Here is a 25,759-nt window from a genome sequence, read left to right on the forward strand (position 1 = left end):
CCTGAGGGCCTCAGGCCGAGGCTGGCGCTTCGGGCGCCAGGCTGACGCGGTCGAGCTTCGGCGTCATCGTGTCGAGCAGAGGCAGAGCGGCGGCTCCGAGCGCTGCCGTCAATCGCCCGGTCGCGCCGCGCTGAACGCGCGGGATCGTCCGCCCCGAACGGTTCGCCACCGAAACGGCCAAGGGCGACATCGCCACGATCAGCGCATCGATCACCGTATCCGGCATTTCGCCGCCGAGGATCACGGTCTCCGGATCGAACAGATTCTCCAGCATCGTCACGACCGGCGCGAGCAGCCCGGCCGCCTCCACGATCCAGCCGGACAGGACGGGATGCCCTTGCGCATGCAGGCGCGCGATCTCCTCCGGCCCGGCGCCCGAGATGCCGGCCTCCCGCAAAGTCTCCGCCAGCGCATGGACGGAGGCATAGCGTTCGAGGCAGCCATAACCGCCGCAGGCGCAGGCGCGCCCATAGCGCACGACCGGGATATGGCCGATCTCGCCGGCATTGCCGAAGGCACCGCGATAGGGCTGCCCGCCGACGATGACGCCGAGCCCGAGGCCGGCACCGAAATAGATCTGGCAGAAATGGCGCAGGTTGCGGCCGAGCCCGTGGAGGTGCTCGCCGACCGCCGCCGCATTGGCGTCGTTCTCGATCACCACCGGCGTGTTCAGGGCGTCCTGCAGAAGCTGCGCCGCATCCTGCCCGGCCCAGCCCGGCAGGGGCGAGGTGCCGACCGAGTTCATGCCCTCGATCTCGAAGGGGCCGGGCATCACCACGCCACAGCCAAGCAGGCGCTCGGGCAACCCAGCCTCGCGCCGCACCGTGGCCAGCTCCACTGCCGCCGTCTTCTGCACGCCCACAACGGTCGTGTCCGCGAGGGGCGCGATACGCTGCGCCCTGATCCGCCCGGCGAGATCGACGAGGACGGTGGTGACGTGATCGGACGCGATCTCCATCCCCGCCGTCATTCCGCCTTCGGGATTGACGGCGAATTCCACCGGCGGCTGCCCGCGCGCCGTCCGGCGCCGGCCGAGCTCGGTCAGAAAGCCCTCCTCGACCAGCTCGGCGACGATGTTCGATACCGCCTGGGCCGTGAGCCTGGTCAAGACAGCGATGTCGGAACGGCCGAGCTGCCCGTGCTGACGCACGGTTTCCAGCACGACCCGGCGGTTATGGCTGCGCGTCCGCTCGGGATTGGTGCCGACGGCGACGCTGCGGGAGGGGGGAACGGGACGGTTCGGCATAGGCGGTCGCGAGGGAACGGGCGGGCAGCCTGCTCCGGTAATTAATCCAACTCAAGTGAATTAATTGATTGACAGTCTCGGGCCGGCGAGATGACGATATCGACGAGCCTCCCGAATGCCGTTTTCCGGCAGGGACGGAGGATGATGAAATCAGGGGAGAGGGTCATGCGCGGCTTACGCGGGATGCTGTTGGGTCTGATGGTCTCGGTCGGCGCGGTCGCCGGCGCGAAAGCGCAGACCGTCGAGATCGAATACTGGCAGTATGTCTTCGACGCACGCGTCAAGGCGATGACCGAGTTGATCAAGCGCTTCGAGGCCGCCAATCCGAACATCAAGGTCAAGCAGACGACCTTCCCCTATGCCGACTACCAGACCAAGATCGCCGCGGCGATGCCGGCCGGCCAGGGTCCGGACGTCGTGCAGCTTTTCTATGGCTGGCTCGACAATTTCGTCGGCGCCAAGTTCATCCAGCCGCTGCCGCGCGACGCCTTCCCGCCCGCGATGATCGAGAAGGAATTCTACCCGATCGTCTCGGCGATGAAGCGGGACGGCGAGTATTACGCCCTGCCGACAGCGGTACGCTCGCTTGCGCTGTTCTATAACAAGAAGCTCTTCCAGGAGGCCGGGCTCGACCCGAACACGCCGCCCAAGACCGTCGAAGAGCTGCTCGACTTCGCCAAGAAGACGACCAAGCGCGACGGCGCCGGCAACATGCTCTCCGCCGGCATCACGCTCGATTTCCCCGGCCAGGATTATCACTGGTGGCGCGAGACGCTGCTGCGCCAGAATGGCGGCGCGCCCTATAGCGACGACAACAAGACCGTGACCTATAACAGCGAGGCCGGCGCAAAATCGCTGAACTGGTATGCCGATCTCCAGCGCACCCACAAGGTCGGCCAGGTCGGCTTCATGGACGAGGGTCAGGCGGCCTTCCGCGCCGGCCGTGCCGCGATGACCATCGACGGCTCCTTCCGCCTCGGCGCCTTCGGCGGCATCAAGGCCTTCGAATGGGGCGTTGCCGAACTCCCGGCCTCGGCCGACGGCAAGAAGGCGAATTTCGCCAGCTACTGGGTCAACGCCATCACCACCAAGCCGACCGGCCCGAAGCTCGAAGCGGCCAAGAAGTTCCTCGCCTTCGTCACCACGCCCGAGGCAATGCAGCTCTGGCTCGAGACCGTCGGCGAGTTGCCGGCACGCAAGGCGGCGGCCGAGACCGAGAAGAACCTGAACCACCCGGTCTACGGGCCGTTCCTGAAGGCGCTCAACTACTCGCACGCCACGGTCTTCGTCGACGAATTGGCCCAGCGCCAGGTCGCGCTCGACATGATCAACCGCGTGCTCTTGCAGAACCAGGACGCCAAGGCCGCGCTCGCCGAGGCCGCCAAGGCCGAGCAGGCCATCCTCGACCGCTTCTACAAGAAGTGATGCGGACCGGGCACCGGATCGGATTGTCGCGATGAACGCTTCTTCGTCTCGTGTCGATGCACGGTCCGGCACCCGTCTCTCCTCGGGCCTCGGCATGCGCCAGAAGCAGGTCCTCTGGGCCTGGTCCTTCCTGGCGGTGCCGATCCTGTTTTATGCGGTGGTGCGCTTCTACCCGACGCTGGAAGCCTTCTGGATCTCCACCACCAACTGGAACCTGCTGACCGAGCCCTCCTTTGTCGGGCTCGCCAACTTCAAGCGCCTCCTCGCCGACCCCGTATTCTGGAAGGTCTTCGGCAACACCGCGCTGTACCTCTTGCTGGGTACGCCGATCAGCCTGCTGCTCGCCTTCACCATCGCCTATCATCTCGATCGCGTGCGCTTCCTGCACGGCTTCATCCGGGCTTTGTACTTCCTGCCCTTCCTGACGACGGCCGCGGCGATGGCCTGGGTCTGGCGCTGGTTCTACCAGCCGGTGCCGATCGGCCTGTTCAACAACCTGCTCGCCGGCATCGGCATCGCCCAACAGCCCTTCCTGCGCTCGACCACGCAATCGCTGCCGGCCGTGCTGGCGCCGGCGATCTGGGCCGGACTGGGCTTCCAGGTCGTGATCTTCATGGCCGGCCTGCGCGCGATCCCGACGACCTATTACGAGGCCGCCCGCATCGACGGAGTCTCGAACTTTACGATCCTGCGGAGGATCACCCTGCCGCTGCTCAAGCCGACGATCGTCTTTCTCGTCGTCTTCTCCTCGATCGGGTTCCTGCGGATCTTCGATCAGGTCTACAACATGACCAGCCAGACGAGCAGCGATCCCGGCGGGCCCTTGAACGCCACCAAGCCGCTCGTGCTGATGATCTACCAGACGGCCTTCTCCTCCTTCGACATGGGCTATGCCGCGGCGCAGACCGTCGTTCTCTTCCTCGTGCTGCTCGTGGTCTCGCTGCTGCAGCTCCGGCTGCTAAGGGATCGCTGATGAGCGCCGCCGCCTCCCCCCTGGCCCTGCGCATCGAACCCGGCCGCATCCTCGCCTGGCTTTTGCTCTTCGGCGGCGGCCTGCTGATGGTGACGCCGCTCGTCTTCATGTTCGCGACCTCGCTGAAGGATTCCTCCGAGATCTACGATCTCGCCTTCTTCCCGGCCCATCCGACGCTCGACAACTACGTGACCGTGCTCTCGGACGGCCGCTTCCTGCGCTGGTTCGCCAATTCCTTCGGCATCGCGGTTGCGGTGACCCTCTCGAACGTCTTCTTCGACAGCCTCGTCGGCTACACCCTCGCGAAATTCCAGTTCCGCGGCCGCTATCTCGTCTTCATCGCCATCCTCTCGACGCTGATGATCCCGACCGAGATGCTGGTCATCCCCTGGTACGTCATGGCCAAGAACTTCGGCTGGCTCGACAGCTACTGGGGCATCATGTTCCCCGGCATGATGACGGCCTTCGGCACCTTCCTGATGAAGCAGTTCTTCGAGACCGTGCCGAACGACTTCCTCGAAGCCGCCCGCATCGACGGCCTCAACGAGTTCGCCATCTTCTGGCGCATCGCCATGCCGCTGGTGACACCGGCGCTCTCGGCGTTGGCGATCTTCACCTTCCTCAGCAACTGGACGGCCTTCATCTGGCCGTTGATCGTGACGACATCGAAGGAACTCTACACCTTGCCGGTCGGCCTCACGAGCTTCGCCGTGGAATCGCAGGTCCAGTGGGAATTGATCATGACGGGCGCCGCGCTCGCCACCCTGCCGACGCTGACCGTCTTCCTGCTGCTCCAGCGCTATATCGTGCGCGGCGTGGTCCTCGCCGGTCTCAAGGGCTGATTGCCATGACGAAAACCGATCCTCGCGCGAGCGATACCTCCGTCTTTCCCGATCCGGTCTACAAGGAGACGGTGCTGCGCCCGCTCTTCGACGGCGCGAAGACGCATCATGTCCAGAGCTTCCGTGCCATCGACCGCGCCCATCTCGTCATGCTGGCCGAGACGGGTATCCTGCCGCGCGCTACAGCCGGCCGCATCGCTCGCGCGCTCGACGCCATCGATGCCGAGATCGACCCGGCCACGCTGAGCTATGACGGCACGGTCGAGGACTATTTCTTCCTGATCGAGACCGAGCTGAAGAAGCGCCTGCCGGCCGACGATGCCGGGCGCCTCCATACCGGCCGCTCGCGCAACGATATCGACCACACCCTGTTCAAGCTCGCGCTCAAGCCGCGGCTCGACCATATGGCCGGCCTGCTGCGCGCGCTGATCACCGCGACCCTCGATCTCGCCGAGCGCGAGAAGGCGACGCTGATCGTCGCCTATACCCATGGCCAGCCGGCCCAGCCGACCACCTTCGGCCACTACCTTTCGGCTGCCATCGAGGTGATGCTGCGCGATCATGAGCGGCTGGTGCAGGCGCGTGCGCTGCTCGATCTCTCGCCGATGGGCGCTGCCGCGATCACGACCTCCGGCTTCCCATTGGATCGCGCCCGCGTCGCGCATCTGCTCGGCTTTGCGGCCCCGCTGCAGAACTCCTATGGCTGCATCGCCGCGATCGACTACCTGACCGCGACCTATAGCGCGGTCGAACTCGTCTTCCTGCATCTTGGCCGCCTGATCCAGGACCTGCAGGTCTGGACCGCCTTCGAAGTCGGCCAGCTCTATGTGCCCAACGCCTTCGTGCAGATCTCCTCGATCATGCCGCAGAAGCGCAATCCGGTGCCGATCGAGCATCTGCGCCATCTGGCGTCGCAGACCGTGGCGCGCGCCCGGATGGTCAGGGACATCGTCCACAACACGCCTTTCACCGACATGAACGACGCCGAGGGCGAAACCAACGAAGCTGGCTATCAGGCCTTCGCGACGGCTGAGCGCGTGCTGAGCCTGCTCGCCGCGCTGCTGCCGGCGCTCCAGGTCGACGGGCGCCGCGTTGCCGAGAACATTCGTCGCTCCTGCATCACCATCACCGAGCTTGCCGATACGCTGGTGCGGTCGGAAGGCCTCTCCTTCCGCACCGCTCATGAGATCGCGGCCGATGTCGCCCGGGCCGTGGTCGCGGCCGATGGCGACCTGCCGCGCGACGGCTATGCGCCCTTCCGCAAGGCTTTCCGTGAACATGCGGGCCGCGAGCCGCAATTGAACGAAGCCGCCTTCGCCGAGGCCGTCTCACCCGAACATTTCGTCGCGGTGCGCGAGCGCTTCGGCGGGCCGGGGCCGCAGGCACTCGGCGCCGCCTTCGCCGGCTATCGCGGCGTCCTGGTGGCGGCCGGTCTCGCCGCGACCGCGACCGCCGCCCGCGAGGCTTCCGCGCGCCATGAACTCGACGCCGCCTTCGCGGATCTGATGGGAGCAGCCTGATGGCCGGTATCGAGCTTCAAGGGCTGGTCAAGCGCTACGGCAAGACGCAGGTCGTCCACGGCATCGACCTTGCGATCGAGGACGGCGAGTTCGTCGTCTTCGTCGGCCCCTCCGGCTGCGGCAAGTCGACGACGCTGCGCATGATCGCCGGTCTCGAAGAGATCGACGATGGCATCATCACGATCGGCGACAGGCCCGTGAACCGGCTGGAGCCGAAGGAACGGAACATCGCCATGGTGTTCCAGAATTACGCGATCTACCCGCATATGAGCGTCGCTGAGAATATCGGCTTCGGCCTCTATACGGCGAAGCTCGACAAGGCCGAGAAGCGCCGCCGGATCGAGGAGACCGCCCGCATCCTCGGCCTCGAACCGCTGCTGGAGCGCAAGCCCTCGGCGCTGTCGGGCGGCCAGCGTCAGCGCGTCGCCATCGGCCGCGCCATGGTGCGCGACCCCTCAGCCTTCCTGTTCGACGAGCCGCTCTCCAATCTCGATGCGCAATTGCGCGCCCAGATGCGCCTGGAGATCAAGCGCCTGCACCAGCGGCTCGGCCGCACCATCGTCTTCGTCACCCACGACCAGGTCGAGGCGATGACGCTGGCCGACCGGATCGTGGTGATGCGCGACGGCCGCATCCTCCAGGTCGGCGCGCCGATGGAGCTCTACGAGAAGCCGGCCGACGTCTTCACCGCCCGCTTCATCGGCTCGCCGACGATGAACATCCTTCCGGCCAGGACGACCACTGCCGATGGCAAGCAGAAGCTGGAAATCGTAGGCAATGCCGTCGCGCTGCCGTCCCGCCCGGCTCCGCTCGCCGCCGCGGTGCTGGTCGGCGTCCGCCCGCAGGAATTGCGCGTGCTTGCCCCCGGCGACAGCGCCGATCTCGTGCTCACCGGCAAGGTCGCGGTGGTCGAGCCGCTCGGCTCCGAGACCTTCGTCCATGTCGAGCATGGCGATGACCTGATCCTCGCCTCGGCCTCGGCCAAGGCGCCGCCGGTCGTCGGCCACGACGTCCGGCTCGGCGCCGGCATCGATTCTCTGCGCCTGTTCGACGCGGCGACCGAGCGCGCCCTATGAGCACTGGGCGCGACCTCGTCCTCAGCATCGGCCGGCTCTACTGCGATGTCGTCTTTCGCGGACTCAAAGCGCTGCCGCGCCTCGGCGAGGAACGTTTCGCCGAGACGGTCGCGATCGTGCCGGGCGGCGGCGGCTTCATCACGGCTGCCCATCTCGCCGCGCTCGGGACGCATGCAGGGTTGCTCGCCCGCATCGGTACAGACCCGCTCTCCGGCACGCTTGCACCGGCACTCGCCGAAAGTGGCGTCGATCTCCACTGGCTTGAGCGCAGCTCCGAGGCCGGTCCGCAGCCGACCGTCGTCATGGTTCAGGACGGCGAGCGCGCCTTCCTGTCCCGGCGCGCCGGCAGCGCCCGCCCGGCCACACTGGACGCGGCGCTTGCCGACCCGGCCGCCAGACATCTCCACATCGCCGAATTCGCGACGCTCGCCGAAATCCCCGACCTGATCGACAGGGCGAAACGCGCTGGCCTCACCGTCTCGCTCGATCCAAGCTGGGACGATGACTGGATCCGCCGGCCAGACCTGATCGAGCGCGCCGCGGGCGCCGACATCTTCCTGCCCAATGCCGCGGAAGCACGCGCGATCGCAGATTGCGAGGATCTCGATCAGGCCGGAAGCCGCCTCGCCCGCCATTTCCCGGTCGTGATCGTCAAGGACGGTGCCAACGGCGCCCGCCTCTTTCAGCGTGACACCGTCTTCGCCTTGCCGGCGCCCGAAGGCGGGCTGGTCCTCGACACGACGGGAGCGGGCGACGCCTTCAATGCGGGCTTCCTTGCCGCCTGGCTCGGCGGACGCCCGCCCGAACAGGCGCTGGCGGAGGGCATCGCCTGCGGCACCCTGTCCGTCCGCGCCATCGGTGGAGCCGGAACGCGGCTGAACCCTGCCGATGTCGACGCGATAAGCCGAAACCTGCTGCGCTGCCATGACCGGATCGATGCCTGAAGCCCTTCTCACCCGCGAGGCGGCGGAAGCGGCCGACGTCGCCGCCCGCCAGATCTCGGCCAATGCCGACGCGATGGTTGAGCTCGGCGAACGCTTGCGCCGGCGCAGGCCCGCCTTCGTCGCGACCTGCGCGCGCGGCTCCTCCGACCATGCCATGACCTATGGCAAATACCTGCTGGAGCGGACGCTGGGCCTGCCCGTCGCCTCGCTCGGCCCCAGCCTCGCCTCGGTCTATCGCGAAGAACTCGATCTCTCCGGCGCAGTCTTCATCGCCGCCTCGCAATCCGGCCGCAGCCCGGACACGCTCCAGTTGACCGAGACCGCCAGGCGCGGCGGCGCGCTGACGGTCGGGCTGATCAACGACATGGAATCGCCGCTCGCCGGACTGGTGGACGTCGCCTTGCCCCTCGGCGCCGGCCGCGAGACCAGCGTCGCCGCGACCAAGAGCTTCCTCGCCACCGGCATCGCCCTCCTGCATCTCGCTGCGGCCTGGAGCTGCGAACGCAGCCTGTCGGACGCGCTGGTCAGGTCACCCGAACTGCTCCGGCAGGCTGGCCTCTGCGATTGGTCGCCCTTCTTCGATCGCTTGAGGAATGCGACCAGCCTTTATGTCATCGGCCGCGGGCTCAGCCTCGGCATCGCCCAGGAAATGGCGCTGAAATTCAAGGAAACCTGCCGCATCCACGCCGAAGCCTTCAGCGCGGCCGAGGTTCTGCACGGGCCAATGGCGCTGGTCGGGCCGGGCTTTCCGGCTTTGGTGCTTGATCCCGCCGATGAAGGCAGCGACAGCACGCTTTCGGTCGCTCGCAGCTTCGCAGGGCTCGGTGCGGAGATCGCCTATGCCGGTATCGAGACGGCACCGGGAATCGCCCTGCCCGTGCCGGTGGAGACGCCTGCCGTGCTGATGCCACTCCTGCAAGCGCGTGCCTTCTATGGCGGTATTGCCGCGCTGGCCAAGGCGCGCGGGCTCGATCCCGATCGTCCGCCTCACCTGCGCAAGGTCACGCAGACGCTTTGAGACCCGGCCGGCGTCAGACAAGGTTCCGTCGAAACGCGGCTTGCTCTAGAGCTGATGCGGCCTCACGCCTTGGATAGCAGCCCATGAAACAGCCGCTCACGCCCGCTTCGCTCGCCCCGCCGTTCGGGCAGTATTCCCATGGCATGAAGGCCGACGCGCAGGGCGTCCTGCTGACCTCCGGCCAGCTCGGCATCAACAGCGACGGCAGCGTCCCGGAGGATGCCGGCGCGCAGGCCCGCATCTGCTTCGAGAGCATCGCCGCGATCCTGCGCGAGGGCGGGCTCTCGATGGCAAATATCGTGCGCCTCAACGCCTTCGTCACCGACCGCAAGCATATGCCGGCCTATATGAAGGCGCGCGACGAGGCCTTGGCGGACTGCCCGGTGAAGCCGGCCTCGACCCTGGTGATCGTTTCCGGCTTCAGCCGCCCCGAATTCCTGGTCGAGGTCGAGGCGACGGCCGTCTACTGAGCCGGTTTGGGCCTCTATCCGCGGGCGCTCAGTGCGCCCCCGCCTTGACGAAATTGGCGAGTTCCGGCGTCTGCGGATTGGCAAAGAGCTCCTTCGACGGCCCGCTCTCCCAGATCAGCCCCTGGTGCATGAAGACGGTGGTATCCGCGACGGTGCGCGCGAAATTCATCTCGTGCGTCACCAGCAGCATGGTCATGCCGCCCTTGGCGAGCTTCTCCATGACGATCAGCACCTCGCCGGTCAGCTCCGGATCGAGCGCCGAGGTGACCTCGTCGAACAGCATCACCTTGGGCTGCATCGCCAGCGAGCGGGCGATCGCGACGCGCTGCTGCTGGCCGCCCGAGAGATTGTCCGGATAGCTGTCGAATTTCTCGGAGAGCCCGACCTGCGCCAGCACGTCCTTGGCCAGCGCCAGGGCCTGCGCCTGCGGCACGTTCTTGGTGATGCGCGGCGAGAGCATGATGTTCTGCCCCACCGTCAGATGCGGGAACAGGTTGTAGCTCTGGAACACGATGCCGACATCCTTGCGCAATTCGCGCAGCTTCGTCGGGTCCTGCGTCATCGTGTGGCCGGCGACCTCGATCTTGCCGGCGTGGAAGGTCTCAAGGCCGTTGATGCAACGCAGGAGCGTCGACTTGCCCGAGCCCGAGCGGCCGATGATCGCGACCACCTGTCCGGCATCGACACTGAGCGAGACGCCTTTCAGCACCTCCAGCGAACCGAAGCGCTTATGGATGTCTTCAATGAGAACGGCTGGCATTCATCACCTTTTCGAGATGGCGGCTGAGCCGGGAGAGCGGGAAGCAGATCGCGAAATAGATCGCTGCGACCACGGTGAAGATCTGAAAGGCCTGATAGGTCGCGTTGTTGACCAGCATGCCGGCGCGCATCAGGTCGACGAAGCCGACGACCTGCACGATCGAGGTGTTCTTCACGAGCTGCACGAGGAAGCCGACCGTCGGCGGCAGTGAAATGCGGATCGCTTGCGGCAGGATCACGTGGCGGTAGGTCTGCGCCGGCGAATGCGCCAGCGACATCGAGGCCTCCCATTGCTGGCGCGGAACGGATTCGATCGAGCCGCGCCAGATCTCGGCGAGATAGGCCGAGACGTAGATCGACAGCGAGGCCGAGGCCGCAAGGAAGGGCGGCAATTCGATGCCGAGAGCCGAGAGCCCGTAATAGCTCATGAACAGCACCATAAGCACCGGGATCGACTGGATCACCAGGATGTAGCCGCCCGCGAAGCGTCGCAGCCAGCGGATGCGCGACAGACGCATGAGCGCGAAGGCGCCGCCGATGATGCTCCCGATGAAGAAAGCGATGACGGTGAGCGCCAGCGTCCAGCCGGCGGAGCGCAGGATGAAGAGGATTTCCGGCCAACCGAAGGTCTGCATCAGGCGGCCTCCCCATGCGCTTCGGTGAGGCGAGCAAGGCCCGACACCTGCGGGAAGAGCCTCCGGCCGAGCCAGTTGAGGAACAGCTTCAGCGAGAGCGCCAGCACGAGATAGATCACGGTGACGACGATATAGGTCTCGAACGAGCGGAACGTGTCCTGCTCGATGATCGCCGCCGTACCCGACAATTCCTGCACCGAGACGAAGGAGCAGATGCTGGACGCCAGCATCATCAGCACGAACTGGCTCGACAAGGCCGGCCATACACGGGCGAAGGCGGGCTGCAGCACGACATGCTTCAGCACCTGCCATTTGCTCATCGCCAGGGCCAGGCCCGCCTCGATCTGCGACTTGTGGATCGAGTCGACGCCGGCGCGGATGATCTCGGTGGCGTAGGCGGCCAGGTTGAGCGTCATCGCCAGGACGGAGGCTTCCAGGCCGTCGAGACGGATGCCGATCTGCGGGAGCCCGAAGAAGATCATGAAGAGCTGCACCAGGAACGGCGTGTTGCGCATCAGCTCGACATAGGCGTCCACGATATAGCCGGCCCAGCTCCCCGCGAGGCTGCGCAGCGCGGTCATCGCCGTCGCCAGCACGAGGCCCAGCGTGATCGCGACGAAGGACAGCGCGATCGTGAGCCAGACCCCGTGGAGGATCATCGGCCATTTGGAAAAGACGTCTTGGAAGAGCAACGGCGCGCTCCTTCGTCCGGGAAGGTCGATGGTGGTCGCCGGCGCGTCGTGGACGCGCCGGGACATTGGTGTATCCGATCGGGAATCCGATCAGGACGTCGGATCAGAAGGTCGGCAGCGGCGGCAGCGGGCTACCGACCCACTTCTGCGCGATCGCGTCGAGCTCGCCGTTCTGCTTGACGTAGTAGATGAAGTTGTTGAGCCACTGGCGCAGCTCCCAGGCGTCCTTGCGCATGGTCATCGAGTTCGGCTGCACGCCGAAGACGAACTTGAGCTCGGTCTCGGTCTCGCCGCGCGCCTTCATCGCCGCGTTGGCCTGGGCGTCCGGCCCGGCAATGGCCTCGACCTGGCCGGAGAACAGCGCCTGCATGGTGGTGGCGTCGTCCTCGAAGCGCAGGATGGTGAGGTTCAGCTCCTTCTCGCGGCTGGTGAATTCACGCTCGACGCTGGAACCGCGGTTGACCCCGACCTTCTTCCCCTTGAGATCGGCCCAGGTTTTGATGGCGACGCCCTTCTTGGCATAGATGCCGGTCTGGAAGGCGCTGTAGGGGATCGAGAACATCACCGCCTTGGCGCGCTCCGGCGTCGGCGCCAGCGTCGCGACGAGGAAGTCGACCTTGTTGGCTTCCAGCGCCGGGATACGGGCCGGCGGGGTGAGCTGAACCATCTCGACCTTCACGCCGAGATATTTGCCGATCAGCGCGATGACGTCCGCATCGTAGCCGATGGCGTTGCCCTGGGAATCGACCGAGCCGTAGGGCGGGGCGCCGATCAGCACGCCGACCTTCACCGAGCCGCGCTTGATGATGTCGGTGATCGTCTGGGCCGAGGCCTGGCTGGCGGCGAGCATGCCGGCGCCGAGAGCGAGAGCCAGGCCGGCAATCTTGAGATGCTTGAGCATTTTCACGTGGTGTCTCCTCTGCTGCGGCGGCGCCGCTTGTCTTGGCCCGGCTTCTGGCGGCCGGCTGTGGAAGAACTTGTTTCGGCGCATCGAATTCCCCCGAAAAGTGCGGCCACCTTTCGGTTCGATGCCGGAGCGTCAGGCGCTGGCGCGCACGACGTTGACGAGCGGCTCGCCGGCGAAGCGACGCCTGATGTTGTCGGCGATAATCCCCTGCCTGCGGCTGATGGTGCCGCTCGTCCATCCGGACATGTGCGGCGTCATTAAAACGTTTGAAAGCTCATGGAAAGGCAGATTTGCAGGCAGCGGCGTGCTGTCCCCAGCGCTGGGATAGCGGTACCAGGTATCGATGATCGCCCCGCCGATCCGGCCGCCTTTCAGGGCGTCGAACAGTGCCTGCTCGTCGATGGTCGGGCCGCGCCCGACATTGATGACGACGGCGCCCGGCCGCATCGCGGCAAGGGCGGCGGCGCCGACGATGCCCCTGGTCTCCTCGGTGAACGGCACCGAGACCACGACGACATCGACCGAGCCGCAGAATTCGGCGAGCGCATCGAGCGTGAAAGAACGATCGACCAGGGCCGAGGCCGGCACGGCGCTGCGATTGGCGACATGGACCTGCATCTCGAAGGCCTTGGCCCGCGCCGCGATCGCCTTGCCGATATGGCCGAAACCGAGGAGACCGATGGTCTGGCCGGCGATCTCGCCATGGACGCGCTCCGGCGCGCCGGCCCAATAGGCCCAATCGCCCTGGCGCAAGCGCCGGTCGGCATCGGCGAGCGGGATATTGCGCGCCAGCAGCGCCGCCATCACGTATTCGGCGATGGCCTGCTCATGGCCGAAGCAGTTGCAGACGGCGGCCGATGCCGGCAACGCGCCAAGATCGACCATGTCGTAGCCGGCACCCGGCACATGGAACAGCTTGAGCCCGGCAGGCTGCGGCAGGCCGGCATCGAACTTCACACCGACGATGACCTCGGCCTCGGCATAGGCTTTCTGGTCGGCACCCGCTTCGAGATGGTCGGGCAGGAGCCGGATCTCGGCCTTGTCGCCGACCAGCCCGGCAAAGCCATGGCTGAAGGAGGCGGCGTTCTCGCCATGGAAGACAATGCGCATGGTCCGGTAATCCCTTCCGTCAGGTCTTCAGCAGCGGCTCGACCCTGCAATCCAGCAGGGACGGGTCGATCGCTGCTTCCATCTCGTCGAACATGCCGTCCACGAAGCCGATCAGCGCATCCGAGGCGGCAACGGCCTCATCCGCCCGGCGCGCCGCGATGGCGTTCAGCACCGCGATGTGATGGTCGACCGAGACCGCGAGGCCGACCCGCTGCGGCATCGCGCTGTGATAGATGAAACCGATGCGCCGGAAGATCGTGTGCAGCGGGCGCAGGGTATGTTCGAGAAACGGCTCCGCGGCGGCCGACAGCACCGTCTCGTCGATGCGGCGATCCAACGCGTTGAACTCCGCCAGGCTGAAGCGGTCCCGGCGCTCGCGCAGCAGGCGCTCGATATGCAGGAGCTGGTTGCGATGGGACGGGCCGGCCCTCTCGGCCGCCAGCCCGATGACGAAGCGTTCGAGATCGCGGCGCAGGCGCAGCAGCACGCGCTCCCGCGCCAGATCGATCGGCGCGATCTGGAGGCCGTGACGTGGGCGGATGACGATCAGCGTATCCGCCGCCAGCCGGTTGACGGCATGATGGACCGGCGTGCGGCCATAGCCGGTCATATCCTGCAGATCCTGGAGCGACAGGAAACGCCCCGGCGGAAGCTCGCAGGTGATCAGCATCGCCTCGAGGCGCTCGTAGGCGAGCTCGAACAGGTTGACGCGGTTGCGCCGCTTGGGCGCAGGCGCATCTTCTGCCTGTCGGGGTTGGATCGCGCTGCGCGCCATTCCCGGGTTTCCTCCGCGAGGGCGCTCTTGGTCGGCGCCTGTTGGGGAGGAGCGTAAACATGTTGTGAAATTTTACAAGAGGGCGCTTTGCCCAAGAGCATTCGCCGGCCTGCGTGACCGCATCGGCACCGCTCCCCCGAAACTGCATATCAAGTCGAAACGGATCGATTCGACCGATCGGATGATCTCATCACATTGCCCCCGGAAAGGGTCCCGCTTGAATCAGCCCCAGGTGAACCAGGACAGCCCGTAGCGTGGCTGAAGGCCTTCGCGGGCAAATAGCTGCCGGCAGCTTTCGGGATCGACCTTGCCGTCCTCGCTCCAGTCCAGGTCGCCGCGATGGATGCCGCCCGCGATGAAGGCGGCGTCGATCCCGGCCTGCGCCGCGCCCGCGACGTCGTGCTCCAGCGAATCCCCGATGGCGAGCAGGCGTTCAGCCGGACGATCGAGATAGTGCAGGCAGCTCCGGTAGATTCGCGGATGCGGCTTGCCGTGATAATGCACCGTGCCGCCCATCTCCTCATAGACGAGCGCGGCGAGCCCAGGCGCCTCGTGCAAGGTGCCGTCGGCATGGACCCGGTAACGATCAGGGTTGCCGCAGACCATCGGCAGGCCGCGCCGCAGGGCCTGCTCGAGAACAGGTTTCCAGCCGGCAACCGACTGGCTGTCCGGATCCATGCTCATCACGAACAGGAAATCGGCCGCCTCCGGCGTTTCCACCAGCGTCAGGCCCAGTCCGCTCGCCAAGCGATCCTCGCCCGGTCGCGCCAGCAGCAGGCAGCGCGAGCCGAGATCGCGATAGGCTGGCTCGGAGCGTTCCAGCAGCGCCTCGCGCGCGTCGTCCCCCGCCGAGGCCACCCGGTCGTAGAGATCGCGGGCGAAGCCCATGCTGGCGAGCACGCCTTCGTTGTCGCGCCCGCTCCGGCCCGAATTGGACAGGATGATCACGGCCTTGCCGGCGGCCCGCAGGCGTTCGAGGCAGGCGACCGCCTCGGGATAGGGCCGCGTGCCGTCATGCAGCACGCCCCACTGGTCGAGCAGGAAGCCGTCATAGCGGTCAACCAGTGCTGACAGACCGCCGGGAAAAGCGGTCTGCGCCTGTGGTTCAGACAATGCGGGAGCGGACATAAGCCGAAAGCGCCTCGCTGATGATGACGATGCCGAGGATGGCGATCAGGATCACGATCGCCTGCGACCAGGCGAACTGGTTGATCGAGGCGTAGAGCAGGAGCCCGATGCCGCCGGCGCCGACGAAGCCGAGCACGCTCGACTCCCGCACATTGATGTCCCAGCGGTAGATCGAGGTGCCGATCAGCACTGGCAGGATCTGCGGCAGGATCGCGACGCCATAGACCTGGAAGGTGCTCGCCCCGGTCGATTCCACCGCCTCGATCTGGCCGGCATCGACCTCCTCGATCGCCTCGGCGACGAGCTTGGCGATGAAGCCGATCGAGCGCGCCGCGACCGCACAGATGCCGGCGACCGGCCCCGGCCCGAAGATCGCGACGAAGACGAGACCCCAGATCACCGTGTTGATCGAGCGCGACAGCACCAGCATGGCCCGGCCGATCAGCCAGGTCGCCTGGTTGTAGGTGGTGTTGCGCGCCGCGAGGAAGGCAACCGGCAGCGCGAAGACGATGGCGATCATCGTGCCGAGCGTCGCGATATGCAGCGTCTCGATCAGCGGCTGGACGATGCGCGGCAGATAGGACCAGCGCGGCGGCCACATCCGCTCGATCAGGTCGGCCGCCTGTTCGTGGGCATCGGCGAAGAAGGCCCATTCGATGTCGAGCGCCGAGACCGACCAGGCCGCGGCGACCGCGATGCCGCCGAGCCAGATCCAGTGCACGATGCGCTCGCGCAGCGAATAGCGTTCCCACTGGTCGGGATAACGGCGCATCGGCGCGCGGTCCTGCGGGAGCTGATGCGCGGTCATCTCAGCCTCCGCCGGGCCCAGTCGCTGAACCATTCGCCGAAGGCGACCATCGCCGCGATCGTTAGCAGGATCGCGCTGGCGAAGTCGAAATCGTAGCGCGAGAACGAGGCCGAGAGCGTCTGGCCGATGCCGCCGGCGCCGACGATGCCGATCACGGTCGAATGGCGCAGATTGGAATCGAGCCGGTAGATCAGCACGCCCAGCGTCTTGACCAGAACCTGCGGCACGACCGCGTAGAAGAAGGTCTGGCCGAAGCTCGCGCCCGTCGCACGGATCGCCTCGACCGGACCGGGCTTCATGTTCTCGATATCCTCGGCCAGCATCTTGCCGAGGAAGATCGCCGAGGAGAAGGCGAGCGTCAGCAAGCCCGCGACCGGCCCGAAGCCGAACAGCTTCACGAAGAAGATCGCGATGATGACCTCGTGGAAGGTCCGGCCGGTGACGATGAAGGTGCGCGCCAGCAGATAGAGCGGGCGCGGCGAGAGATTGGCTGCAGCCGCGATGCCGATCGGGATCGACAGCACCGCGCCGATGATCGTCGCGGCGATGGCGATCTGCACGCTCTCGACCATGCCGGTCAGCAACAGCTCCCAGCGGCTGAAATCGGGCGGCATCATCCGTTCGAGAATGGTCCAGGCCCGCGGCAGCCCGGCGAGGATGCGGGCGGTGTCGATGTTCAGCGTCGAGAGCGACCAGACCAGATAGGCGGCAACCAGCGCCCAGAAAGCGAGCCGCCGGCCGGGGCTGCCGAAGATGCTCGGTGCGCGCCAGCGACTGGGATAGGAGGCGGCAGCCGTGGTCATGACAGCGCGCCGACCGGCGCCATCGTTGCTGCCGGAGCCGGAGCCTCGTCGTCCTCGTCATGCGGGGTCGACCAGTCCTCCTCGCCATAGATCCGGGTCAGCGCTGCATCGGTCAGCGCGGAAGCCTCGGCGTCGAAGACGATCAGCCCGTCCTTCATGCCGATGATGCGGTCGGCATGGGCGCGGGCGAGCGCGACGTCGTGGATATTGATGATCGCCGGCGTCTGGCGCTCGGCCACGAGCTCGCGCACGAGGCGCATGATCTGGCGCGAGGTCTTGGGATCGAGGCTCGCGGTCGGCTCGTCGAGCAGCAGCAGGTCGGGCCGCTGCATCAGGGCGCGCGCGATGCCGACGCGCTGGCGCTGGCCGCCGGAGAGCGCATCCGCCCGCTGGTTGTGGTAGCCGTCGAGCCCGACGCGGTCGAGCAGCGCGAAGGCCGCCTGAATATCCTCGGGCGGGAAGCGGTAGCGCAGCGAGGCCAGGAGCCCGGTATAGCCGAGCCGCCCTGAGAGCACGTTCTGCATGACGCTGAGCCGCTCGACCAGGTTGTATTCCTGGAAGATCATGCCGATCCGCCGCCGCGCCGCGCGCAGGCCCTTTCGGTCGAGCGCGACGATCTCCTCGCCGTTGAGCCTGACGCTGCCGGCGGTCGGCTCGACCAGCCGGTTGATGCAGCGGATGAAGGTGCTCTTGCCGGCGCCGGACGAGCCGATCACCGCCACGAGCTGCGGCCGGTCGATGACGACATCGACGCCGCCCAGCGCCTTCTTGCCGGTCGGATAGACCTTGGCCAGTCCCGCGACGGCCAGCAGCGGAGCACCGCTGGCCGAAGCCCCCGTAGCAACAGACATCAATCGCCCTTCAGCTTCGAGAGGCCGTCCTGGGTATAGGTGATGCCGCTATCGCGCTGGATCAGGATGATGTCGCCCCAGGCATCCTTGTAGCTCAGCTCCTTGAAGCCCTTGGTGTCCTTGAACTCCTTGGCCAGCGCCGAATTCAGGAAGTCGAAGCTCAGGAAGGCCTGCTTGATCTTGGCCTGCAGCTCGGGCTTGAGGTCATGCGCGAGACCGAAAGCCGTGCGCGGGAACGGGCTCGATTCATAGACGATGCGGATGTCGTCGCGCTTGAACATGCCGCGATCAGCCATGCGTTCGACCACGCTGGAGGCGACGGGCGCGGCGTCATAGTCCTTGTTGACCACGCCCATGATCGAATTGTCGTGCTTGCCGGAATAGAGGATTTCGTAGTCCTTGCCGGGCACGACGCCCTTCTCCTTGAACAGGATGCGCGGCGCGGTATCGCCCGAGTTCGAGGACGGAGCGACATGGGCAACGCGCTTGCCCTTGAGATCGGCGATGGTCTTGATCGGCGAGTCCTTCGGCACGATCAATTGCAACGTATAGCCGATCGAGTTGTCCTTCTTGGCCATCGCAACGATCGGCACGAAGCCGGCGAGATTGACTGCGAACGGCGTCGGGCCGCTGGCGACGCCGGCGATATGGAGGCGGCCGGAGCGCATCGCCTCGACCTGCGCGGCATAGGATTCAGCGCCGAACCACTTGATCTTCTTGCCGGTGACCTTGCTGAGATGAGCGAGGAAATCGGCGAAGACGTTCTCGTAGACCGAAGGGTCCTCCACCGGCGTATAGGAGAAGATCAGCGTGTCCGGGTCCTTCTGCTTCGCCGCCTCGGTCGGCGTATCCGCCAGCAGGTCGCGATTGGCGTCGCAATAGCGGGCATCGAGCGTCCCGCGATTGGCGCAGTCCTGTGCCCCGGCCGGGCCGGCAAGCCCGATCCCGAAAGCAAGCAGGCAAAGGGACGCGATCTTGGCGCGCAGCATGGCAACCTCCCTGGAAGCGGCGGCGCCCTGACGGCGCTCGTGTAAGATTTCTTCCATCCTGATCAAAAGCGATCACGGACGCAAGAGTGCCGGCTAAGAATTGAAGGCGAAAAGCGGTTTCAGGCCACGAGCCAGCGCGCACCGCTGCGCTCCCAGCTCGCCCGCAGGCGGGGGCCGGGCTCGGCATCGACGACGATGAGGCTCAGCGCCTCTGCCGGCGCGACGCGGGCCGTGCCGATCTGCTCGAACTTGGTATGGTCGGCCAGTGCCAGGCTCTGCCGGGCGCGACCCATCGCGGCCTGGCGCACGGCGATCTTCTCAAGGTCGAAATCCATCGGCGCGCCGTCATCGTCGAAGCCGCCGAGGCCGATGACGGCATAGTCGAAGCGGAAGCCCATGATGCTGGCGATCGCCGCCTGCCCGACGAGCGAGCCGTTGGCCCCGCGCGTCGTGCCGCCGGTCACGACCACATCGAAGACGCCGTGGCTGCAGAAGATCTGGGCGACGGAGACGCTCGCCGTCACAACCCGCAGGCCGGGCTTGTTGATGAGAGCACGGGCCGCAGCCTCAACGGTGGTGCCGACATCGAGGAAGACCGAGGCTCCCGGCGGCACGATCCGCGCCACCGCAGCGCCTATCCGCTCCTTGCCGCGCGGCGAGACGGTGAGCTTCTGGGCATAGGCCGAGCGGATGCCGCCGGAGGCGAGTCCCGCCCCACCATGGAAGCGCTGCAGGAAATTGCCGGCCTGCAGGCGGATGATCTCGCGCCGGACCGTCTGCGCCGAGACGCCGAAGCGCTCGGCCAATGTCTCGATCGTGGTGAAGCCGAGCTCCTGTACGAGATCGAGGATCTGCCGCTGGCGCGGCGTCAGAGTGTCGGTATCGGGAGCGGAAGGGCTCATCGCATGTCCGTGCCAGACGTGCCGGGTTTTGGAAGCAAGCCCCGGCTACGCGCGTATGATAGCCGCCCGGCGCCAAATGCAAGCGGGCCGGAAGAAGCGCTTTAACCGCCGCCCCACAGCGCATGGACGGATTGCACGATGGCAAAGCCGCTGACCGCGAGCAGGATGACGATCGCAACGATGCGGTAATGGCGCTGCAAGGCGGAGCGGAACAGCCGCGTCCCGATCACCTGCCCGACGAAGAGCGCGGGGATGGTCACGGCCGCCAGCATGGCCGTCGAGGATCCCATTAACCCGGAAGCTCCCGCGAAACCGATCGCGACCGTGTCCGAGAGCAGGAAATACAGGACGATCGAGGCACGCCCGACATGCATCGCGGTCTTGGCGTTCAGATAGAACAGCACCACGGGCGGGCCGCTCATTGCGGCCGCGCCGTTGAGCAGGCCGGAGAGGATGCCGACGCCGAAGGTCGCGGGCGCCCCCGGCTCGCGGCTCGCCTTCAGGCCGGCGGCGAGCGCGCAGGTCGTCGCGAGCACGACCAGCGCGATGACCAGGCGCATCACGTCGGCCGGGAGCGCCGCGAGTCCGTAGAGGCCGATCGGCGTCGCCAGCAGCGCGCCGCCGACCAGCAGCATGACCGAGCGCAGATGCGCCGCGCGCCACAGGCCGGGCAGCAATTGCAGGCTGCCGACCACTTCAAGCAGCAGCACCATCGGCACGGCGGTGACGGGATCGGCGATCAGGGCGAGCAGCGGCACCGCCACGAGCGCGAAGCCGAAGCCGGTATAGCCGCGCATGATCGCCGTCAGGAAGACGACGAGGATGCAGGCGCAAACCTGCCCCGTGCTGAAAGGCTGCAGCAGCGCCGCGACCGTCATGAAGCCCCCGTCGAATCGGCCGCTGCCGCATTGGCCTGGCCGAACCTTCTGCCCGCGACGGGCGAGGCTGGATAGCAGGCTGTCAGAGAACCGGCGCCGCCTGCTTGCCGAGCTCTTCGGCCGGCGGAATCCGGCCGCCCTCGAACCAGTAGGACGCGGCTGCACGGGACATCGCCGCCCCGTCATGGCCGATGCCGGCGACCGTGATCAATTGCCAGTTGCAGGGCATGCCGAGGCGCGCTGCCTCGGCCTGGCCGAACGCCAGCATGTTATGGGCGCGGCCATAGCGGTGCGGCCCCTGCGCCAGCGCCTCGGGCTGCGCCGGCAGGTTCGGATCGTCCGTCGCGATATCGCGGTCGCCCGCGAACAGGATCATCGGATAGGCGAGCCAGCGCGTCAGCGCCGCCCGATCGAGCCCGAGCCCGCCGAGCCCTTCCGGGAAGTTCCGCTCCGGCGTCGGCAGGGTGTACCAGCCGGGATTGGAGGCCATCGCGGCTTCGAACAGCGCGCCGCCTTCCGTCGCCAGCATGCGGTGCACGAACTGGCCGCCGGCCGAGTGACCGAAAATGCGGGTGACCGGCTTGTTGATCACGCCCGCCGCGCGCAGCGCGTCGAGCACGCGCCCCGGCACGGCGTAAAGCCATTCGGCACGCGGGGCCACGGCACCATCCGTCGTGACCACAAGGCCATTATTATAGCCCTCGGCCTTGGGGAAAGGCTCGTTCGGGAAGGTCGGTGCGACAATCAGCAGGTTGTGCTTCTCGGCCGCATCGATCCAGAAGTCGCGATAATCGTCGCCATTGCGCAGCATGCCGTGCTGCACGACGATCACCGGATCGTTCGGCTGATGCCGCGCCGGCCGATAGAAATTGACCTCCAGCGGCTTGTCCGGATGGCTGACGTCGATGAAGGGCAGCGTGCTGCGCCCGACCGGCGGATTCAGGGTCTTGGGTGTCATGCGGCCTCCGGAGCCTAGATCATCGCGCGTCCGATCGGACGCGATAACGATGATCTATTCTATTGGAACCGCATCGGATTTTTCCGAAAAGTGGCTTCCACTTTTCGGCCCGATGCTGGTGTGCAGATGGCAGGCGGCGCTGCGGCCGGGCGCGATCTCGGTGAGAACCGGCCGGACCTCGCGGCAGACCGGCATGGCCTGCTCGCAGCGCGGATGGAAAGGGCAGCCCGGCGGCGGCGCCAATGGAGAGGGCAACTCGCCCTTGAGCGGCTGGAAGGCGCGCTTGCGTCGTGCCGCCGACGGAATCGCGGCGATCAGCGCCGCGCTATAGGGATGCGCCGGCTCGGCGAAGATCTCGGTCGCCGAGCCGACTTCGACGATGCGGCCGAGATACATGATCGCGACGCGGTCGCTGATATGGCGGACGAGGCCGAGATCGTGACTGACGAAGAGATAGGTCAGGCCGTGGCGCGCGCGCACATCCATGAACAGGTTGATGACCTGCGCCTGGATCGAGACGTCGAGCGCCGAGACCGGCTCGTCGCAGACCAGGAAATCCGGCTTCACGGCGAGCGCCCGCGCGATGCCGATGCGCTGGCGCTGCCCGCCCGAGAACTGGTGCGGATAGCGCTCGCGATAGGCGAGATCGAGCCCGACCTCGCTCAGTGCCTGGTCGACCGCCCCATCGATCTCGGCCTTGGGCAGGAGCTTGTGGACGCTCAAGGCCTCGCCGACGATGCGGCTCACCTTCATGCGCGGATCTAGCGAGGCGTAGGGGTCCTGGAAGATCATCTGGACCTTCAGCAGGAAATCGAGCCGCTCCTTGCCCTTCAGACCCGCCACACGCTGCTGCTCGTAGACCACCTCACCGGTCGTCGGCTTCAGGATGCCGGTGACGACACGCGCCAGCGTGGACTTGCCGCAGCCGGATTCGCCGACGAGGCCGAGCACTTCGCCGCGCTTCACGCTGAGATCGATGCCGTCGACGGCGCGCAGCACCGGCGGCGCCTTGCCCCGCCCGGTCGCCATCAGGATGCGTTCCGCCAGCGTCGGCTTACGGCGGAAATGCTTGGTGATGCCCTTGAGCTCGATGATCGGGGCGCTGGTCGAAGCACTCATGCCGCTTCTCCCACCGGCACCGGATTATGGCAGCGGAAGCTGCGGTCGCCCTCGCCCGTCGTTTCGGGGTCCCGTTCCGCGCAGACCGGCTGGACGCGCGGGCAGCGCGGCCGGAACGGGCAGCCGCTCGGGCGCGCGTCGATGCGCGGGGCGACGCCATCGATCTGGTTCAGGCGTTCGCCCGGCGCGACATTGGCGGCCGAGGAGTTGAGCAGGCCGAGCGTATAGGGATGGCGCGGCTGATCGAGCACCGCGTCGACCGGCCCGATCTCGACGACGCGGCCGGCATACATCACCGCCACCCGGTCGGCGAGCTCGGCCACCACCGCGAGATCATGCGTGATCCAGAGCACGGCCGTCCCAGTCTCGCGGGCGAGCTTCTGCACCTCGAACAGGATCTGGCTCTGGATGGTGACGTCGAGCGCCGTCGTCGGCTCGTCGGCGATGATCAGGTCGGGCGCGTTGAGCAAAGCCGTCGCGATCGCGACGCGCTGGCGCATGCCGCCGGAGAACTCGTGCGGGAACTGCTTGAGGCGGGCTTCCGGCGAAGAAATGCCGACGCGGGCCAGCGCCTTGGCGGCTTCGCTGAGCGCCTCCTGCCGGCTGCAGTCGCGATGTTCCAGGATCGCCTCGCTCATCTGCTCGCCGATGCTGAGCACCGGATTCAGTGTCATCAGCGGGTCCTGGAAGATCATGGCGATGCGATCACCGCGCAGGTCGCGCAGGCGTTCTTCGGTCGCCGCGCGCAGGTCTTCCCCGCCAAAGCTCACCGTGCCGGCGACGATCTCGCCCGGCGGATCGATCAGGCGCACCAGCGAGAAGCCGGTCACCGACTTGCCGGAACCGGACTCGCCGACAAGACCCAGGACCTCGCCGCGCGAGACGCTGAGATCGACGCCGTCGACGGCGGGCCAGGCGCCGTCGAGCGCATGGAAGACGGTTCGGAGGCCACGAACCTCAAGCAAGGGATCGGTCGCGAGATCACTCATGAGCGCACGTTGAAGCTGCGGCGCAGCCGGTCGCCGACGAGGTTGAGCGAGCCGATCAGCAGCACCAGCGCGATGCCGGGGAAGACCGCGATCCAGTATTCGCCGGAGAGCAGGAACTCGAAGCCGTTGGCGATCAGCAGGCCGAGCGAGGGCTGCGTCACCGGCACGCCGACGCCGAGGAAGGACAGCGTCGCCTCCAGCGTGATCGCGCCGGCAATGCTGATCGAGGCCACGACCAGCACCGAGCCGACTGAGTTCGGCAAGAGATGCGCGATCATGATGTGCCGGGTCGGCAGGCCGAAATTGAGCGCTGCCTCGATATATTCCTTGCGCCGCTCGACCAACGCTGACGCGCGCATCAACCGGGCATATTGCGCCCATTGCACCAAGACGATGGCGAGGATGACCTTGTCGACCCCGCGCCCGATCGAGGCCAGCAGCACGAGCGCTATCAGGATCGAGGGGAAGCCGAGCATGAAATCGACGACGCGCATGATCACGGCATCGACCACGCCACCGAACTGCGCCGCGACGAGCCCGGCCGAGATGCCGATGAAGAGCGCGCCCAGCGTCGCGGTGAGCCCGACCATCAGGCTGGTGCGCAGGCCGTAGAGGATCGCGCTCAGCATGTCGCGCCCTTGCGAATCCGTGCCGAGCCAGTAGGTCAGGCCGTTCATGCCGGTCTCGCCCGGCGGCAGGCGGTTATCCATCACGCTGAGCGAAGCGAGATCATGCGGGTTCTGCGGCGCTATGACGGGAGCGAGCAAGGCCAGCGCGACCATGATGCCGAGCAGGATCGCGGCGCCGCGCGTCGTCGGCCGGTTGCGGATGCGGCGCAGCACCTTTTCGCGGAGCGGCGTGTCGGCATAATCAGGGATGGCCGGCGCTTTGGCTTCAGCGCTCATGCCATCTCTCCCGTCAGCTTCACCCGCGGATCGAGCGCGGCATAGAGGATGTCGACGAGGAAGTTCACCGTGACAAAGAGCAGCGTCGCCAGCAGGACATAGGCGACGACGACGGGCCGATCGAGCTGATAGACCGAGTCGATCAAAAGCTTGCCCATGCCCGGCCAGGCGAAAACCGTTTCGGTGATCGTCGAGAAGGCAACCAGGCTGCCGAACTCGATGCCAACCACGGTAACGACCGGGATCAGGATGTTGCGCAGCACATGCCGGCCGACGACGCGGCGCGGCTTGACGCCCTTGGCGCGGGCATATTTGACGTAATCCTGCGTCATCGCCTCGGTCGTGCCGGCGGCGACGAGGCGGATCATCAGCGCGATCTGGGGTATGGCGAGGTTGATCGCCGGCAGCGCGAGATGAGTGAGCCCGTCCCGGGTCAGGAGGCTGGTCTGGATGCCCAGAACCGACACCGTCTCACCACGGCCTGCCGTCGGCAGCCAGCCGAGCACCACCGCGAAGAGCAGGATCAGCATCATGCCCTTCCAGAAGCTCGGCAGCGAGAAGCCCAGCACCGTACCGCCCATGATGATGCGCGAGGGCCGGCTGTCCGGATCGAGCCCGGCATAGAGGCCGATCGGCACGCCGGTGACGATGGCGAGCGTCATCGAGAGCAGGACGAGCTCGAAGGTCGCCGGCAGGCGCCCGAGGATGAGCTCGATCGCCGGCACGCCATGCACGAAGGAGCGTCCGAGATCGCCCTTCAGCGCATTGCCCATGAAGACGAAATATTGCTGCCAGACCGGCAGGTCGAGGCCGAGACGCCGGACCAGCGCCTCGCGCTCGGCGGCGCTCGCCGAGGGCGAGACCAGCAGTTCGACGGGGTCGCCGATGCCGTAGACGGCGAAGAACACCACGACCGAAACCGCGAGCAGCACAAGCACGCTCTGGATCAATCGCTGCAGGACATAGGCGGTCATGACGCTCGACCGGCTCCACTGAATGGCTCACGGGCCGCCCTCGGCGGGCGACCCGGCTTGTCG

27 protein-coding genes are annotated in these 25,759 nt (G+C 66.7%); 8 read left to right on the forward strand and 19 right to left on the reverse strand.

All coding sequences use genetic code 11. The features are described 5' to 3' along the window. Window positions 1–10: 10 nt before the first annotated feature. Window positions 11–1,246 (reverse strand): ROK family protein, encoded by a 1,236-nt coding sequence (locus ACWIEX_RS23735; protein WP_454035383.1) that lies wholly within the window; start codon window positions 1,244–1,246, stop codon window positions 11–13. A gap of 165 nt (window positions 1,247–1,411) precedes the next feature. On the opposite strand from ACWIEX_RS23735, the gene ACWIEX_RS23740 reads away from it, so the two are divergent. The 8 genes from ACWIEX_RS23740 to ACWIEX_RS23775 all read left to right on the forward strand — a co-directional run bounded on the left by ACWIEX_RS23740 (window position 1,412) and on the right by ACWIEX_RS23775 (window position 9,514). Beyond that, window positions 1,412–2,671 (forward strand): extracellular solute-binding protein, encoded by a 1,260-nt coding sequence (locus ACWIEX_RS23740; protein WP_454035384.1) that lies wholly within the window; start codon window positions 1,412–1,414, stop codon window positions 2,669–2,671. 31 nt (window positions 2,672–2,702) lie between these two features. Then, entirely contained in the window at window positions 2,703–3,644 is a 942-nt protein-coding gene (locus tag ACWIEX_RS23745; RefSeq protein WP_454035385.1) for a carbohydrate ABC transporter permease, read from the forward strand. Beyond that, a complete protein-coding gene (locus tag ACWIEX_RS23750; RefSeq protein WP_454035386.1) occupies window positions 3,644–4,486 on the forward strand; it encodes a carbohydrate ABC transporter permease in 843 nt (280 codons plus the stop codon). The genes ACWIEX_RS23745 and ACWIEX_RS23750 overlap by 1 nt, the downstream gene beginning before the upstream one ends. A 5-nt stretch (window positions 4,487–4,491) precedes the next feature. Further along, entirely contained in the window at window positions 4,492–6,006 is a 1,515-nt protein-coding gene (gene argH, locus ACWIEX_RS23755; protein WP_454035387.1) for an argininosuccinate lyase, read from the forward strand. Beyond that, the gene (locus ACWIEX_RS23760; protein WP_454035388.1) at window positions 6,006–7,082 is read left to right on the forward strand and encodes an ABC transporter ATP-binding protein; all 1,077 of its coding nucleotides are present in this window, start codon (window positions 6,006–6,008) and stop codon (window positions 7,080–7,082) included. The genes argH and ACWIEX_RS23760 overlap by 1 nt, the downstream gene beginning before the upstream one ends. Continuing rightward, entirely contained in the window at window positions 7,079–8,026 is a 948-nt protein-coding gene (locus ACWIEX_RS23765) for a carbohydrate kinase family protein (RefSeq protein ID WP_454035389.1), read from the forward strand. The genes ACWIEX_RS23760 and ACWIEX_RS23765 overlap by 4 nt, the downstream gene beginning before the upstream one ends. Next, the gene (locus ACWIEX_RS23770; protein ID WP_454035390.1) at window positions 8,019–9,044 is read left to right on the forward strand and encodes an SIS domain-containing protein; all 1,026 of its coding nucleotides are present in this window, start codon (window positions 8,019–8,021) and stop codon (window positions 9,042–9,044) included. The genes ACWIEX_RS23765 and ACWIEX_RS23770 overlap by 8 nt, the downstream gene beginning before the upstream one ends. A gap of 83 nt (window positions 9,045–9,127) precedes the next feature. After that, window positions 9,128–9,514, forward strand: coding sequence for a RidA family protein (locus tag ACWIEX_RS23775; RefSeq protein WP_454035391.1), 387 nt, complete (start codon window positions 9,128–9,130; stop codon window positions 9,512–9,514). Between the two features lie 28 nt (window positions 9,515–9,542). Here the strand turns inward: ACWIEX_RS23775 and ACWIEX_RS23780 are convergent, their stop codons facing one another. From ACWIEX_RS23780 to ACWIEX_RS23865, 18 genes are all read right to left on the reverse strand, one after another. Continuing rightward, window positions 9,543–10,274 carry an amino acid ABC transporter ATP-binding protein gene (locus ACWIEX_RS23780; protein WP_454035392.1) on the reverse strand — a complete coding sequence of 244 codons (732 nt, stop codon included), beginning with the start codon at window positions 10,272–10,274 and terminating at the stop codon, window positions 9,543–9,545. Continuing rightward, on the reverse strand, window positions 10,255–10,908 hold the full coding sequence (locus tag ACWIEX_RS23785; RefSeq protein WP_454035393.1) for an amino acid ABC transporter permease: 654 nt from the start codon (window positions 10,906–10,908) through the stop codon (window positions 10,255–10,257). The genes ACWIEX_RS23780 and ACWIEX_RS23785 overlap by 20 nt, the downstream gene beginning before the upstream one ends. Continuing rightward, on the reverse strand, window positions 10,908–11,567 hold the full coding sequence (locus ACWIEX_RS23790; protein ID WP_454035628.1) for an amino acid ABC transporter permease: 660 nt from the start codon (window positions 11,565–11,567) through the stop codon (window positions 10,908–10,910). The genes ACWIEX_RS23785 and ACWIEX_RS23790 overlap by 1 nt, the downstream gene beginning before the upstream one ends. Window positions 11,568–11,703: 136 nt before the next feature. Then, on the reverse strand, window positions 11,704–12,507 hold the full coding sequence (locus ACWIEX_RS23795; RefSeq protein WP_454035394.1) for a transporter substrate-binding domain-containing protein: 804 nt from the start codon (window positions 12,505–12,507) through the stop codon (window positions 11,704–11,706). A gap of 132 nt (window positions 12,508–12,639) precedes the next feature. Further along, complete coding sequence (locus ACWIEX_RS23800; protein ID WP_454035395.1) at window positions 12,640–13,617, reverse strand: 2-hydroxyacid dehydrogenase; 978 nt, start codon at window positions 13,615–13,617, stop codon at window positions 12,640–12,642. A gap of 19 nt (window positions 13,618–13,636) precedes the next feature. Further along, window positions 13,637–14,392, reverse strand: a complete 756-nt coding sequence (locus ACWIEX_RS23805; RefSeq protein WP_454035396.1) for a GntR family transcriptional regulator — start codon at window positions 14,390–14,392, stop codon at window positions 13,637–13,639. A 222-nt stretch (window positions 14,393–14,614) separates the two neighbouring features. Continuing rightward, entirely contained in the window at window positions 14,615–15,505 is an 891-nt protein-coding gene (locus tag ACWIEX_RS23810; protein WP_454035397.1) for a TIGR01459 family HAD-type hydrolase, read from the reverse strand. After that, window positions 15,498–16,328 carry a phosphonate ABC transporter, permease protein PhnE gene (gene phnE, locus ACWIEX_RS23815; RefSeq protein WP_454035398.1) on the reverse strand — a complete coding sequence of 277 codons (831 nt, stop codon included), beginning with the start codon at window positions 16,326–16,328 and terminating at the stop codon, window positions 15,498–15,500. The genes ACWIEX_RS23810 and phnE (ACWIEX_RS23815) overlap by 8 nt, the downstream gene beginning before the upstream one ends. Then, complete coding sequence (phnE, locus tag ACWIEX_RS23820) at window positions 16,325–17,131, reverse strand: phosphonate ABC transporter, permease protein PhnE (protein WP_454035399.1); 807 nt, start codon at window positions 17,129–17,131, stop codon at window positions 16,325–16,327. Before phnE (ACWIEX_RS23820) ends, phnE (ACWIEX_RS23815) begins: the two co-directional genes overlap by 4 nt. Further along, window positions 17,128–17,943, reverse strand: coding sequence for a phosphonate ABC transporter ATP-binding protein (gene phnC, locus ACWIEX_RS23825; protein ID WP_454035629.1), 816 nt, complete (start codon window positions 17,941–17,943; stop codon window positions 17,128–17,130). The genes phnE (ACWIEX_RS23820) and phnC overlap by 4 nt, the downstream gene beginning before the upstream one ends. 38 nt (window positions 17,944–17,981) lie before the next feature. After that, complete coding sequence (gene phnD / locus ACWIEX_RS23830; protein WP_454035400.1) at window positions 17,982–18,971, reverse strand: phosphate/phosphite/phosphonate ABC transporter substrate-binding protein; 990 nt, start codon at window positions 18,969–18,971, stop codon at window positions 17,982–17,984. Window positions 18,972–19,090: 119 nt separating this feature from the next. Continuing rightward, window positions 19,091–19,873, reverse strand: coding sequence for a DeoR/GlpR family DNA-binding transcription regulator (locus tag ACWIEX_RS23835; protein WP_454035401.1), 783 nt, complete (start codon window positions 19,871–19,873; stop codon window positions 19,091–19,093). Window positions 19,874–19,974: 101 nt separating this feature from the next. Then, window positions 19,975–20,751, reverse strand: a complete 777-nt coding sequence (locus ACWIEX_RS23840; RefSeq protein ID WP_454035402.1) for a TSUP family transporter — start codon at window positions 20,749–20,751, stop codon at window positions 19,975–19,977. 82 nt (window positions 20,752–20,833) lie between these two features. Beyond that, the gene (locus tag ACWIEX_RS23845) at window positions 20,834–21,709 is read right to left on the reverse strand and encodes an alpha/beta hydrolase family protein (protein ID WP_454035403.1); all 876 of its coding nucleotides are present in this window, start codon (window positions 21,707–21,709) and stop codon (window positions 20,834–20,836) included. 54 nt (window positions 21,710–21,763) lie between these two features. Beyond that, window positions 21,764–22,828, reverse strand: a complete 1,065-nt coding sequence (locus tag ACWIEX_RS23850; protein WP_454035404.1) for an ABC transporter ATP-binding protein — start codon at window positions 22,826–22,828, stop codon at window positions 21,764–21,766. Next, on the reverse strand, window positions 22,825–23,817 hold the full coding sequence (locus tag ACWIEX_RS23855; protein WP_454035405.1) for an ABC transporter ATP-binding protein: 993 nt from the start codon (window positions 23,815–23,817) through the stop codon (window positions 22,825–22,827). The genes ACWIEX_RS23850 and ACWIEX_RS23855 overlap by 4 nt, the downstream gene beginning before the upstream one ends. After that, the gene (locus ACWIEX_RS23860) at window positions 23,814–24,722 is read right to left on the reverse strand and encodes an ABC transporter permease (RefSeq protein WP_454035406.1); all 909 of its coding nucleotides are present in this window, start codon (window positions 24,720–24,722) and stop codon (window positions 23,814–23,816) included. The genes ACWIEX_RS23855 and ACWIEX_RS23860 overlap by 4 nt, the downstream gene beginning before the upstream one ends. Continuing rightward, on the reverse strand, window positions 24,719–25,696 hold the full coding sequence (locus ACWIEX_RS23865) for an ABC transporter permease (RefSeq protein ID WP_454035407.1): 978 nt from the start codon (window positions 25,694–25,696) through the stop codon (window positions 24,719–24,721). Before ACWIEX_RS23865 ends, ACWIEX_RS23860 begins: the two co-directional genes overlap by 4 nt. Window positions 25,697–25,759: the final 63 nt, after the last annotated feature.

This window comes from Allobosea sp. NPDC055353 (genome assembly GCF_053644975.1).

Excerpts from the sequence above, each read along its gene's own strand:
- ACWIEX_RS23750 (WP_454035386.1), top strand. The coding sequence starts at position 3,644 with ATGAGCGCCGCCGCCTCCCCCCTGGCCCTGCGCATCGAACCCGGCCGC.
- phnD (WP_454035400.1), bottom strand. The coding sequence starts at position 18,971 with ATGCTGCGCGCCAAGATCGCGTCCCTTTGCCTGCTTGCTTTCGGGATC.
- ACWIEX_RS23790 (WP_454035628.1), bottom strand. The coding sequence starts at position 11,567 with ATGATCCTCCACGGGGTCTGGCTCACGATCGCGCTGTCCTTCGTCGCG.
- ACWIEX_RS23855 (WP_454035405.1), bottom strand. The coding sequence starts at position 23,817 with ATGAGTGATCTCGCGACCGATCCCTTGCTTGAGGTTCGTGGCCTCCGA.
- ACWIEX_RS23765 (WP_454035389.1), top strand. The coding sequence starts at position 7,079 with ATGAGCACTGGGCGCGACCTCGTCCTCAGCATCGGCCGGCTCTACTGC.
- ACWIEX_RS23760 (WP_454035388.1), top strand. The coding sequence starts at position 6,006 with ATGGCCGGTATCGAGCTTCAAGGGCTGGTCAAGCGCTACGGCAAGACG.
- ACWIEX_RS23745 (WP_454035385.1), top strand. The coding sequence starts at position 2,703 with ATGAACGCTTCTTCGTCTCGTGTCGATGCACGGTCCGGCACCCGTCTC.
- argH (WP_454035387.1), top strand. The coding sequence starts at position 4,492 with ATGACGAAAACCGATCCTCGCGCGAGCGATACCTCCGTCTTTCCCGAT.
- ACWIEX_RS23735 (WP_454035383.1), bottom strand. The coding sequence starts at position 1,246 with ATGCCGAACCGTCCCGTTCCCCCCTCCCGCAGCGTCGCCGTCGGCACC.
- ACWIEX_RS23775 (WP_454035391.1), top strand. The coding sequence starts at position 9,128 with ATGAAACAGCCGCTCACGCCCGCTTCGCTCGCCCCGCCGTTCGGGCAG.
- phnE (WP_454035399.1), bottom strand. The coding sequence starts at position 17,131 with ATGACCACGGCTGCCGCCTCCTATCCCAGTCGCTGGCGCGCACCGAGC.
- ACWIEX_RS23865 (WP_454035407.1), bottom strand. The coding sequence starts at position 25,696 with ATGACCGCCTATGTCCTGCAGCGATTGATCCAGAGCGTGCTTGTGCTG.
- ACWIEX_RS23780 (WP_454035392.1), bottom strand. The coding sequence starts at position 10,274 with ATGCCAGCCGTTCTCATTGAAGACATCCATAAGCGCTTCGGTTCGCTG.
- ACWIEX_RS23805 (WP_454035396.1), bottom strand. The coding sequence starts at position 14,392 with ATGGCGCGCAGCGCGATCCAACCCCGACAGGCAGAAGATGCGCCTGCG.
- ACWIEX_RS23770 (WP_454035390.1), top strand. The coding sequence starts at position 8,019 with ATGCCTGAAGCCCTTCTCACCCGCGAGGCGGCGGAAGCGGCCGACGTC.
- ACWIEX_RS23840 (WP_454035402.1), bottom strand. The coding sequence starts at position 20,751 with ATGACGGTCGCGGCGCTGCTGCAGCCTTTCAGCACGGGGCAGGTTTGC.
- phnE (WP_454035398.1), bottom strand. The coding sequence starts at position 16,328 with ATGACCGCGCATCAGCTCCCGCAGGACCGCGCGCCGATGCGCCGTTAT.
- ACWIEX_RS23740 (WP_454035384.1), top strand. The coding sequence starts at position 1,412 with ATGCGCGGCTTACGCGGGATGCTGTTGGGTCTGATGGTCTCGGTCGGC.
- ACWIEX_RS23850 (WP_454035404.1), bottom strand. The coding sequence starts at position 22,828 with ATGAGTGCTTCGACCAGCGCCCCGATCATCGAGCTCAAGGGCATCACC.
- ACWIEX_RS23835 (WP_454035401.1), bottom strand. The coding sequence starts at position 19,873 with ATGAGCCCTTCCGCTCCCGATACCGACACTCTGACGCCGCGCCAGCGG.
- ACWIEX_RS23860 (WP_454035406.1), bottom strand. The coding sequence starts at position 24,722 with ATGAGCGCTGAAGCCAAAGCGCCGGCCATCCCTGATTATGCCGACACG.
- ACWIEX_RS23845 (WP_454035403.1), bottom strand. The coding sequence starts at position 21,709 with ATGACACCCAAGACCCTGAATCCGCCGGTCGGGCGCAGCACGCTGCCC.
- ACWIEX_RS23785 (WP_454035393.1), bottom strand. The coding sequence starts at position 10,908 with ATGCAGACCTTCGGTTGGCCGGAAATCCTCTTCATCCTGCGCTCCGCC.
- ACWIEX_RS23800 (WP_454035395.1), bottom strand. The coding sequence starts at position 13,617 with ATGCGCATTGTCTTCCATGGCGAGAACGCCGCCTCCTTCAGCCATGGC.